General features: G+C 44.9%; 6 protein-coding genes. All 6 read right to left on the bottom strand.

Translation table 11 applies throughout. The features are described from left to right. Positions 1–243: 243 nt before the first annotated feature. The 6 genes from QT979_RS24700 to QT979_RS24675 all read right to left on the bottom strand — a co-directional run bounded on the left by QT979_RS24700 (position 244) and on the right by QT979_RS24675 (position 11,792). Positions 244–978, bottom strand: coding sequence for a glutathione peroxidase (locus tag QT979_RS24700; RefSeq protein WP_333213501.1), 735 nt, complete (start codon positions 976–978; stop codon positions 244–246). A gap of 229 nt (positions 979–1,207) precedes the next feature. Beyond that, entirely contained in the window at positions 1,208–1,849 is a 642-nt protein-coding gene (locus QT979_RS24695) for a Uma2 family endonuclease (RefSeq protein ID WP_333213502.1), read from the bottom strand. A 42-nt stretch (positions 1,850–1,891) separates the two neighbouring features. Continuing rightward, on the bottom strand, positions 1,892–3,763 hold the full coding sequence (locus tag QT979_RS24690; RefSeq protein WP_333311960.1) for a tetratricopeptide repeat protein: 1,872 nt from the start codon (positions 3,761–3,763) through the stop codon (positions 1,892–1,894). Further along, positions 3,756–7,847 (bottom strand): tetratricopeptide repeat protein, encoded by a 4,092-nt coding sequence (locus QT979_RS24685; protein ID WP_333311959.1) that lies wholly within the window; start codon positions 7,845–7,847, stop codon positions 3,756–3,758. Before QT979_RS24685 ends, QT979_RS24690 begins: the two co-directional genes overlap by 8 nt. Positions 7,848–7,871: 24 nt before the next feature. Next, on the bottom strand, positions 7,872–10,655 hold the full coding sequence (locus QT979_RS24680; protein ID WP_333311958.1) for a tetratricopeptide repeat protein: 2,784 nt from the start codon (positions 10,653–10,655) through the stop codon (positions 7,872–7,874). A 276-nt stretch (positions 10,656–10,931) separates the two neighbouring features. Beyond that, the gene (locus QT979_RS24675; RefSeq protein WP_333311957.1) at positions 10,932–11,792 is read right to left on the bottom strand and encodes a calcium-binding protein; all 861 of its coding nucleotides are present in this window, start codon (positions 11,790–11,792) and stop codon (positions 10,932–10,934) included. Between the last annotated feature and the right edge of the window lie 454 nt (positions 11,793–12,246).

Raw genomic sequence — 12,246 nt, 5'->3', positions numbered from 1 at the left:
ATTTAGTTGTTATGGCTTTGTGAGCCATACTAGCCGTCTCTGAGTATTGTTACTCGTTTAGGCTAAACGAATCGCACACTTCCCCAGTAATTGTTGCACGAGAATGGATCAATAGACCGATCAAACTTTTGACTCAGAAGCTCGATCGGGCTAAATACCCCCAAATACGGCAAAGGCGCACAGTACGCACCCTACAACGAAGGTGTGCACTGTGCACCCGCAGGCTAAGTTATTGTTGTTTAATTAAGCAACTGACAAATAAGACTCTAGGGCTTCGGAACCACCGATCAACTTGCCGTCGATAAATACTTGCGGCACTGTTGTAGCCCCAGTCACAGCCCGGAGCGATCGAGTTGTGATATCCCGGCCCAAGACGATTTCTTCATAATCCAAGCCCTTCTGACTCAGCATTGCCTTAGCCTTAGCGCAGAAGGGACAGCCCATTTTTGTAAACAGCGAAACTACCTTCGGCTTGGTTGCTGCGGAGTTGATGTAGTTGAGCATCGTCTCGGCATCGGACACTTTGAAAGGGTCGCCCGGTTCCTCTGGCTCAATAAACATTTTTTCAACCAAGCCATCTTTTACCAGCATCGAATAACGCCAAGACCGCTTGCCAAAGCCTAAATCTGTTTTGTCTACCAGCATTCCCATGCCTTCGGTAAATTCGCCGTTACCGTCGGGAATTAATGTCACATTGTCTGCTTCTTGGTCTTTGGCCCACTCGTTCATCACAAAGGTGTCATTGACGGAAATGCAAACGATTTCATCTACGCCGTTTTCTTTGAAAACTTTCGCCAATTCGTTGTAACCGGGGAGGTGCGTTGACGAACAAGTGGGAGTAAAAGCTCCAGGCAGCGAGAACACTGCTACGGTTTTGCCTGCAAATATATCATCGGTGGTGACATCGACCCACTCGTTGTCTTTGCGAGTGCGAAAGGTGACTTTGGGTACTCTTTGACCTTCTTGGTTCGTCAGCATGATTTTAAATTTTTGGGTACTTGGGTTCAATTCCTTTGCTTATTATAGCGTACTCATAACGAGTATGACTTGTCAAGGCTAGGCGGGTTTTTTCTCGGACTTGGGCGCGCGCGAGCTCAGTCCATTGTCTTTGCGACGATAGTTTGAATCATAGTCCGAATCAATCTCGTGGCGCGCGCGAGCTCAGTTCATTGTCTTTGCGACAGCTAGCAGATTTAAAACTTGCTGTTTAAGTAGGTCGGCAATTCTGTCTCCATTCCTTTGCTGCTGCTAACGGGTGAGGATTTTTTACACATTCTGTCAACATATCGATATCAATTCCCGGTAGCAATTCGCTTTGTGTGATTAATTCATAACCGCAGTTTGACACGAATTCAACCGGGATTTCTTCTCGCAAATGGTAGATAGAAAATCGGTCATTTCGCCAGAACCAAACCTCTCGCACATTCAACCTTCTATACAGTTCTAGTTTATTGATGCTGCCACTGGTAACAATCACTTCAATTACCAAATCGGGAAATTCTTTATCTGTGCCAATACAGTAAGCTTCATCTGGTTCCGTACCGCCACGTTTTTCCTCTTGTCGCAGAGTTGTAGACCCAAAAGGGAAATATTCGATGTCAGCTTCTACAAAATAAATAAGCAGCAGATCTCCAATGCGAGTTTTTCTACTTTCATGGCGGCGAGAAGGCGACATAATTTCCAAAACTCCATCTAAATAAGTAACTCGATATCCTGCCGCATCTCCAATCCGATTCAGCAGTGTCTCGTATTGTTCCCAGTTGGCGCTATCGGTAATGTAGCGATCTTCAGGATCTTGGCGTTGGAATGCTTGTTCCTTAAGTAGCGTATCTAGCTCGCTCGTCAGCATCGGTATTACCTCCTTACAAGTTGTTCTAATCTTAGCTCAACTTTATTCCCAATCAAACTGCCTCCCCAAATATTCCTCTAATTCCTGATTGTAAGGTCGGAAATAATCGCTTAACCTGTCGCGAACCGATTCATTTACTCGCTCGTAAGAACCGGGATTAGCATTTTGGTACTCAGACAATTGATATCCCGGCAAATCTAAGAATTCTAAAACTGGCTTGACTGTTGTCGCTGCATCTGCATAAAAATCTTCGCTTTTCAAAATTAGCAACTGTTCTGTAGGAAAGAAAGTCCGCCAGTTTTTAATAAATTCTATGTACCTACCGCGAGCTAAATAATTGCCCGGTTCCTCGCCGATGATGTATTCTGGATTTTGATTCAACCGTTCAATTTCATCGCTAATTACTCGAGCGAGCGATCGCGATTCCCAGTTTAAGTCAGTCAAGCGGTAAAATTGAGAAATCGCCCGATCGACCGGATTTCGTAACAGTACAATCAGTTTCGCCTCTGGAAATGCGCTGTAGAGACGTTCCGGTGCTTCCCGATAGTCAAAATAGCTCGGACTTGCTTCGCCAGTTACAAATTCCTCTCCCGGAGGCATGGGCGGAAAATGAGCCAAATACCAATCAATCCCTCTGTCAAAGTGCCACGAAAAAAAATCCATCTCCTTTTTAATCGGAGTCAAAATTTGCGGGTGTTGAGCTAAATAAGTATACAGAGAAGTCGTCCCGCACCGCTGAGAACCAATAATTATAAAGTTAGGAACTTGGACTGGTTTTAAGTCCCAATTTTGTGGAACAGGCAAGATGCCTGTATCTTCTTGTGGAACAGGCATCTTGCCTGTATCTTCTTGTGGAACAGGCATCTTGCCTGTTCTCTTACTGATAAGAGATGCAAAACTTTGTTTGTAACTGACAGTTCGATAAAAATCAATCGCCTCAGCAATTTTACCTTGCCTTGTCAAAGCTTCCCCCAAATTCAGATAAGGCCAAAAAGCCTCCGGTTTAGCTGCAACAACTTCTCGGCACAAGTTCTCAACTTCATCGAGCTTGTTTTGCCTAACAAAAACTTCCCACAAATTGTAATAAAACCACCAAGGAAGATCGGGATTTATTTCTATTGCTTGGAAAAATGTCGCCGCCGCTTCCTCCCAATATTTTTGGTGGCTCAGAACAGCACCTAAATTATAATAAGACCAGCAATCATCGGGTTTTTGGGCTACCGTTGCGCGAGATGAGGCTAATGCGCGACCGCACTTTTCTTGCTGCTGCAACAAGTCCTCTAATTTCGCTGATATTTCTGCACAACTCGGCATCCTTGTCAATAGCAATTTGTAAATAATAATTGCGCTTTTTGGGCGATCGTACTTGGCTAAATTCTCTCCTAACTTCAAATAAAACTCCCAATTTTCCGGTGTAATTTGCAATTGATATTGTTCTAACACCAACTTTAAATCAGAATCTGTTTGTCCGAGAGCATATCCCAACTTCTCGTAAATTTCCGGCAAATCTCCATCAATTTTAACAGCTTTTAAATACGTGGCGATAGCTTCATCCCACTGTTTTAGTTTAGTTAAAGCGTCGCCTAAATTGCAAAAAGACCAAGCAAAATCCGAGTTGAGTGCAATCTCGCAGCGGTAAGCAGCAGCAGCCTCTTCCCATCGCCGAAGTTTCAGCAAAGCATCGCCCAGATTGTGATAAGACCAAGAAAAATCGGGATTTAACTCAACAGCTTTTTTGTAAGCAGCGACAGCTTCCTCCCATTTTGCAAGTTTCAGCCAAACATCGCCCAAACTGTGATAAGACCAGGAAAACTTGGGATTTAATTCAATAGCTTTTTTGTAAGCAGCAACAGCCTCATCAAACCTACCGCTTTCTTGCAGGGAATTCCCCAAATTGTGGTAGTCATTATCCATGCAAAACTCCTGCCATAGCCAGTAATTTTTCCAGCGAGTTCAAATCCAACTGCATATCCTTATGTAAAGGTTTGGTCGGAGTTCCATCATCAACCAAATCACCAATTAAATAGTAATGTTCTAAACCGCACAAATTGCTAATCATCCAATAACAATAGGGAACGTAAAGGGGAGAAAAAATCTCAATTACCTTAGTTCCCGGACTGCAAAAAACTAGATTTGTTAACCCCCCTCCGTGGGGTGCGACAACTACTTTAGCAGCAGCCAAACACGATGCTTGTTCCGCTATCGACATCGTTTCCAGCTTGACACTGCGGAACCCAAATTTTTCTAAGTATTTAATTACCTCTTCATCGTTGACGATTCGCCGATAGGAAGCTTGTTGGCGGCTGATATAAATCCGCTCCGAATAGTCGGTGCTTAGTGGCTGTTGTTCCTTTAAAAATGTCTTTCTGAGATATTCACACTTCCATTTTGAAACCGCCCCCGATCCGTCATAAGATATTGATGGAACTATTAATTTATCAGCGGCAATGTGTAAATTGCAGCGACTTTCTAAAAGTTTATCTTGAGGAATTCCTAAAGTATCTAAAGTTTCTGCTTGATAGGAATAATCCCTGGCATTGACAACAAACTTATCTATAGTTTCTATCAATCCGCTACGCTGCAAAAGATCAAAGCGCGTAATCACATCAAACATCCAATGAAAATAAGCGGCTCCACCCCAGCGAGCAGATAAAAAAGCCACATTTCCCTCCAAGTGTTCAGCGGGAGGCAATTTGTCGGAAGTGATTACCAATTCAGAACAGCCCATTGAAATATCAGCAACAAGTTTATTGTCTGAAGTAATCACAGCGGTAGTCACAACATCTGCCCAAGCTCGTCCGTTTGGCAAGACGGCAACAAAAGCTTTTCTCGAATGACTTTGATGTTCCCAAAATCTGCGGCTGGTGTCGATTGTTTTGGAATCTGATAAATTGATTTGACTCGCAGGATGAATGTCAATGCAGGTGAGGTTAGGATTGGATTCTGCTGCAACGGTCAAATCTTCTGTAAACCCACAGTATTTTTTGAGAATACTTAAGGGTAAGATTAGATTGCTGCAATTTGCCCGATCGCTCTCATCGCCTTCTCCTTGTTGTCCCAGAGCATAACCTATATTATCGTAAGCTTCAAACAAATCGGGTTTAATTTGCAGGGCTTGAACTAAATTAGTGATTGCAGGTTCCCACTGCTGTTTAGCCATTAAACTCAAACCCAATCCTTCGTAACACCAACAGGATTTTGGATCGAGATTGATGCCTTTTTCGTAAATGGCGATCGCCCTTTCCAATTCTCCTTGCTTCCGCAGTGCATCACCCAACTTTTTGTACAGCCAACTATGATCAGATTCTAGCTCAATAGCACGACCAAAAGCCACTGCTGCTTCGGGCCAATTTTCTTGTGATTCCAGAACTTCTCCCAAACAATTGTACAGCCAACAATCATCGGAATTTAATTCAATAGCTTTGCGGTAAGCCGCGGCCGCCTCCTCCCAATTTTCCAGAGCAACCAAAGCCTTACCTAATCTATCGTAAGACCAACAAAAATCGGGATTTAGTTCAACTAACTTGCGGTAAGCAACAGCAGCTTCCTCCCACTCAGAAAGCTCCATCAGTACATCACCTAAATTGTTGTAAGTCCAACAAAAATCTGGATTTAACTCAATAGCTTTGCGGTAAGCAGCAGCGGCTTCGTCGTATTCCTCAATTGCCTGTAAAGTTTCCCCCAAAAAGTGGTGAACCCAACTCAAATTAGGGTTGAGTGCGATCGCCCGTTGGTAAGCGGCCCGAGCTTCGTAAAATAGTTCTTTTTTTTGCATAGATTTACCCAACTTGTGGTAAGTTAAGTAGTTGCCAGACTTAATTTTAATAGCTGTTTGATACCGGGCGGTCGCCTCATCCAAATAACCGGCATTTGCTGCAATATCTCCCAACTTTTCCCAACCTAGAGACACCAGAGTTTGCTCTTCACCCAAACTTTGATTGCCGATTTTTTTGACAATCAGTTGATAGCCTTTGTGTACTACTTCTAACTGACTTCCAAACATCTCCAAAAAAACATCTATCCCAATTTTAGTATCTTGCTCCGGGCTGTCGGGAAACGTAAACTCGTAATCGTCAAAAATCATCAATCCCCCAACTTTCACCAACCTCCAAGATAAAATCGCATCTTGCAGAGCGCTGGTAGGTTTGTGACAGCCGTCAATGTAAGCAACATCGTAAAAATCCGCAGCCAAATTAATTAACAAATCTTGAGAGTAACCTTCTAATTCAATTACCCGATCTGCTGCTCCCGTTTTTACAATATTTCCCTTAAAATGTTGTTGAAAATACAAATCAATACAAGTAATCTTTGCCGTCGGATGAGTTAAAATATTATCCAGCAGCCAGCAAGCCGACATTCCCTGAAAACTGCCAATTTCCACCACTTGAAAATCCGCAATTCCGGTAAATTCCTGCAAATGCCGTTTCCAAATAGGGATATTGTGGGTAAACCAATCTTGGGTAAATTGATAATCTTTCGCCCCACACTCAGGCCAACCCCTCAATTCGCTCGCTTTTTGGTGACAAATAATTGCTTCTTCTAATTCCCCTAATTGCGGTAAAATATTTCCTAAATCGTTGTAAGGCTTAGAATTTGTCGGCTCGATTTCTATTTGGTGACGGTAAGTGGCAATTTGTGCGTATAACTCCTGTTGTTTCGCCCGAACCTCGTGTAGTTTTGCAACAACTTCCGCAGCATTGGGTTCAATTTGCAGTGCCATGCTATAAAATACGATCGCACCTTCCAACTGCTTCTGTTTCGCTAAACTATTGCCTAAATTTATATAAAACTCTGCTCCATCTAACTCAATTGCCAGCAAGCTATGGTAAACTTTCCCACTTGCAAGTACCTCTACACCTTGGGAATAAGTTTCAATTGTGCTGTCTAAACCCGATTCGCTGCGCTTCCGCAAAACATATCCCAACCGCTGATTGATTCCCGTCAAATTCGGCTCAATCTGAACCGCGTGCAGGTAAGCAGCCACAGCTTGATCCCAGGATTTTTCGCAGGTTAAGGCAACTCCCAAATTGACATAAAACCATGGAATATTGGGATTTATTGCAATAGCTTTGCGGTAGCAACTAATAGCTTCGGGCCACAGTTGTTTTTGAGCTAAAGCATCCCCTAAGCAATTGTATGCCCAGTAGGAATTATCATTGATTTCAAGAGCTTGGCGGTAGCATTTAATGGCTTCATCCAACTCGCGCTTCTGCACCAAAACATTACCTAAACCCACATAAGCACGAGCATAATTTGGATTGAGTTCGAGGCTTTTGTTGTAACAGGCGATCGCCCGATCGACTTCTCCTCGCTCCGCCCAAGTTTTACCCAAACTGTGATAAGATTCAAACGAATTGGGATTGATGGCAATGGCTTGTCGGTAATTGGCGATCGCCTCATCCCACCGCTTCTGGCCAATCAGCATTTCCCCCAAATTGTGATAAGCTGTTGCTAGCTTCGGGTTTAACTTAATTGCCCGCGAATAACATTCAATAGCGCGATCGAACTTTCCCACTTCAACCAAACTATTTCCCAGAGTGACGTGTTCCTCAGCCGTGGCCCAATCCGGCTCGATATTAAAAGCTTGATACCAACAGTCTGCCGCCTCTTCCCCCTTCTCTAACTGCGTCCAAATTCTCGCCAACTGCCGATAAACAGCAGCAAAATTCGGCGCTAGCGAAATTGCTTTTTCACAATTGGCGATCGCCTTTTCCCACTGTTTTTCTTGAGAATACAAAATGCCGAGATTAGCATAAACTTCCGGCAAATTTGGATTGCGATCGATTGCCGCTTCATACCACTGCTTAGCTTGCTCGATTTCACCTCGAACCTGCATCACCTTTGCCAGCGTCTGACAAGCTGCCGCCAAATTCGGTTCAATTTTCAACGCTGACTCGCAAGCAGAAACTGCCTCATTTAACCTTCCATTGGCTAAATAAACTTCTGCTTGCCGACTCAAATCAACCGCTGCCTTTTCCATCTTCTCAATCGAGGGCATAATTAAACTTGCTCCAGACACCAACTAACTCAAACCCACCACCTCAACCATCCTTTTCAGCGAACTCAAGTTCACTAAAATATCCTCAGTCAGCGAATTCTGATACATCAACTGTCTAATAGGATAGCATTCAAAAGCCTCGCCCGTTAAAAAGTAATGTTCCAACTGCAAATATTGACTGATTCCCCAGTAATAATGGCTGATATAGTGAGGCGACACCAACTCAATTACTTTAGTTCCCTTGCCACAAAAAATCGTATTTGTCAATCCGCTGCCGTGGGCTGTAACTATTACCTCAGCGTGGAAAAAATGAGCAATTTGCTCTGCCAAAGACATCGACTCCGGCAAAATAGAAACAAACCCAAATTTCTCCAAAACCTCAACCACATCTTCCTCGTTCAAAACTCGTCGATATCTGGCTTTGCTGCGGCTGATATAAATGCGTTTGGGATATATCGAACTAGGTAGAATTCCCTTGAGAAACTCCCGCCTCAAAAAATCCATCGCCCACCCAGAAGGCCAGCCCAAATATCCCGCAAAAGACGGCACAATTAACTCGGTTGCTTGAATGTGAGGCAAGCGATCGCTCTCCAAGACTTTTTCTTCGGGAATGCCCAGAATTCTCAAACTTTCCCGCTGAAATTGGTGCTGACAACTATTCACCAAAAACCAATCAATCTCCGCCAAATCCCTACCGCTGTGCCGCAGCAATTCTATCCTCGGCAAAACGTCAACCATCCAGTGAAAATAGACATTCCCCGACAAACCAGAAAGCACCGCCACGCTGCCATCAATTTGCTTTAAACCTGGAAAGGATTCTAACTGAAAAACGCTGTGTTTTCTCACATCATGCTTTTCGCATCCCGGCAAAAATCCCGGGTAATCTCTCGACACATCAGCCAACAAATAATTGTCAGGAGTAATTACAGCGATCGCCTTACAAATCAGCCAATAATTTTCCTGTGGAACAATCCAAACTCGCCCGTTGGGAATTGCTGCCACAAAAGTCTTGGGCGCCTCCACAGGTATCGGTTGCGAGTTGGACAAACGGCAAACTCCCCAACCCAAATGCACCGGATCGAACCACTTAGAAAGTCGCTGCAAACACAGCCCGCAAGTTAACCCCGCACAATCGGAATTAGCCAATTTGGAATTAGCGATCGCAAATTGGGAATTCGGAATATTTTCTGCACTTGCTTCTGGTGCCGATTTCCAAAATATTTCCACATAATTATCAGCATCCAGCTTAGCATTAACTAGCCAATCCCAACTCGCTAAATAAATACCGTGAGGAGGTTTTAGAGAGGTGTTATCTGGCAAGATAAAACTCTTTGTTTTCCATTCTTTCTGCTCCCCATACCCGTGCAATTGCAGCTCTAAAACTTTTTGATAATAATCAATCGCCCGTTCCCAGCGCCCCTGTTTTTCCAGCAGTTTTGCCAACTCAAAATAAACCTGCGGTAAAGCAGGTTGAATCGTCAAAGCTATGCGGTAAACTGCAATTGCTGCGCCCAAGCGCTGTTGCTGGGCTAAGGAATTTCCCACCCGCCAGTAAAGCTCTGCATTTTTGGGCTGAATTTGCAAAGCTTTTTGATAATAAGTGGTGGCAGATTCGTGCCCGCCGTACTCTGTTAAAGCATTTCCCAAATGCAAGTAAATTTCGGCTAAATTATCGCAAATTTCAGCAATTGGTAATTGGGCATTGGGCATTGGGCATTGGGCATTGGGAATAGTTTCTTTTTCTTCCTTCTTCCCTCTTCCTTCTTCCTTCTTCCTTCCCATCAATGCTGTGAGAAATCGATCGCACGCAGCGATCGCCCTTGACAATTCATCATCTTCTACCGCCGCAACTCTGCGCCTGTCTCCTAAGCGGCAGTAAGCTTCAACAAAATCAGGCTTCAGAGCTATTGCCCGCTCAAAATAAGGCATGGCTTCAGCAATTTTGCCCAAAACCATCAAAGAAAACCCGGCGTCTGTATAGCCCGAAATATAGTCAGAATTGATCTCGATCGCGCGATCGAAACAAGCAACCGCAGCCGAATGTTCCCCCTGTAATTGCCACGCTTTCCCCAGATTGTAATGAGCCAAAACCATGTCCGGCTCCAACTCAATAGCGGTGAGGTAAGATGCGATCGCCCGATCGGGATTTTTGTCCAGCAAGGCTTGACCCAAATTATTGTGCAGCGTCGCCCAATCCGGCTTAATCTCCATCGCCCGCTGGTAAACCTCGATCGCCTCAGCAGCCCGATCGTCCTTTAGCAAAATCACACCCAGATTGGTGTAAGCTTCCACGTAATCCGGCTTTAAAGCAATCACCTGTCGGTAGGTATCCATTGCCGCTGCGAGCTGACTATTTTCATCTAAAACCACAGCCAGATTGTATAAAGCATCGAGATAATCCGTTTTTTTGGCGATCGCATTTCGGTAACAGTCGATCGCCCCCAACAAATTACCCTGCTTGTGAAAAACATTTCCCAAGTTATAATGAACTTCAGCCCAATCTGGTTTCAAATCCAGAGCTTGTCGGTAGTGAAAAACCGCCTCATCCAGCCACGCATAGTCGTTGTAAAGTTGACCCAAATAAGCATGAGCCAGAAAAAACTGGGGCGAAATCTCCAAAGCTTGCACAAAAGCGTCTCTTGCCGCCGTCGGATCGCCTTGAGCGTCGAGAATTTCGCCTAAAGTCGTGTAAGCCGAGGGCGAAAATGGTTGAAGTTCGATCGCCTTTTTGCAAAACTCGATCGCCTCAGTTAACTTCCCCCGGTTCAAATAAATTTGGGCTTGCCGGATATATTCTTCAGTGCTCATTGCTCGCGGTGCAGTTGCGGTTTCTTTACCGCTTCAGTAAAACCTAGAAATTCTAATTTAAAAACTTTGTATTTATATTTTGCCCGATCGGGCGATCAATTAATTTTATCAATAACTGTCGAGCAATTTTTTTACTGCCCCTGCTTTAGTTCCTGCATTGAATATTTCAACCTCACCCCGCTTGTAGCAGAGTGAGGTTGAAATCCTTTAAAACTACCGGCTTTGTGAGAACAGCCCCGAATCTTATCCGGTGCTGCCCCACAACAGCCAGTTGTTTTAGAACAACTCGAAGTTGTTCGAGGTAATTGTCAGGCCAGGCTGCAACTGAGCAATAGTTAGCACTCCGCTGGCGCCGTTGAAGTACAACGCACCGCTTGTTGGGTCGTAGACCAACTTGTTGGTCGTGGTTGCTCCTGGAGTAGCTGCGTTGAAATTAGAAACGACGACAAACTCGCTTGCCTCGAAGCTGCTACCCAAACCAGCGAACACACCGCCCTGCTTCAAGCGGATCTTATCTTCGCCTGGGGTAAAGTCAGTGATCGTGTCTACGCCATAATCGCCACCGCTGGAGAAGAAGTAGAACGTATCGCTACCAGCACCGCCGATCAGGACATCGCTGCCTCTGTCGCCAGAGATAAAGTCATTGCCACCGCCACCATTGACAGTATCGTTGTCTTTACCGCCGTATACAGTGTCGTTGCCGTCGCCGCCGTCGACAATATCATTGCCTTGGCCGCCAAAGACTGTATCGCTGCCACTTCCGCCAAGTACGGTGTCGTTGCCTCTGTCGCCAGAAACCAAGTCATTGCCGTCACCGCCATCAACGAGGTCATCCCCTTTACCAGCAAAGATCCGGTCGTCGCCGCTGCCCCCAGCGACCACATCGGCGCCGCTGCCTGAAAAGATATTATCGTTGCCGTCGCCGCCACCGATACTGTCATTTCCGCCTCCGGTAATAATCAGGTCGTTGCCACCGCCACCAGCGACGACATCTGCGCCCCCAAAAGTCAGGATAATATCGCTACCATCGCTGCCGTTCAACCTGTTGGCGCCAGTGATGCCGATAACGGTTGAGCCACCGCCACCACCACCTGGTAATGAACTTGCTGGTTGTGTTGGATTTGTTACCTGTGTCATTTACACTCCTCCTAAAAGATCAATCATTTTTCTACAATACACTTTTCCCTCCAAAGGGATTCAATAAATGAAACCGGACATCGGTTGAGACCCTAATTTACCCGGCTGCTATAAGCTGTCATGTAATTTAAATTGTCAGCAGCGAGCCTCGGAGCGCGAGTTGAATCCTGTATTCGTTGAGCAGCAAATCTCTGTTGTTTCCTGCTTTTGACTCTCGACTCCACCACTGCCTCCTCTAACACGAAAATATTCCAGTTAAACGTTTGCGAGTTTACCATAATGACCATCGATATGGCTAGTCATTATTCAAACAATACCCGGAAGATACACAGAGACCATTTTTAATGGGAGTATGCTCTCAAGATTGAGAAGTTGCACCGGGCCCGCGGGCACTGTCGATCGCCGGAGAGTTCGATCGCCCGCAATGGGGCTGGAACTAAGCTGCGATTTCTTT

The sequence above is a fragment of the Microcoleus sp. w2-18bC1 genome (genome assembly GCF_036700365.1).
Taxonomy (GTDB): Bacteria; Cyanobacteriota; Cyanobacteriia; order Cyanobacteriales; family Microcoleaceae; genus Microcoleus.
This window is presented reverse-complemented; position numbering and strand designations above follow the sequence as displayed.

Excerpts from the sequence above, each read along its gene's own strand:
- QT979_RS24685 (WP_333311959.1), bottom strand. The coding sequence starts at position 7,847 with ATGCCCTCGATTGAGAAGATGGAAAAGGCAGCGGTTGATTTGAGTCGG.
- QT979_RS24695 (WP_333213502.1), bottom strand. The coding sequence starts at position 1,849 with ATGCTGACGAGCGAGCTAGATACGCTACTTAAGGAACAAGCATTCCAA.
- QT979_RS24690 (WP_333311960.1), bottom strand. The coding sequence starts at position 3,763 with ATGGATAATGACTACCACAATTTGGGGAATTCCCTGCAAGAAAGCGGT.
- QT979_RS24680 (WP_333311958.1), bottom strand. The coding sequence starts at position 10,655 with ATGAGCACTGAAGAATATATCCGGCAAGCCCAAATTTATTTGAACCGG.
- QT979_RS24675 (WP_333311957.1), bottom strand. The coding sequence starts at position 11,792 with ATGACACAGGTAACAAATCCAACACAACCAGCAAGTTCATTACCAGGT.
- QT979_RS24700 (WP_333213501.1), bottom strand. The coding sequence starts at position 978 with ATGCTGACGAACCAAGAAGGTCAAAGAGTACCCAAAGTCACCTTTCGC.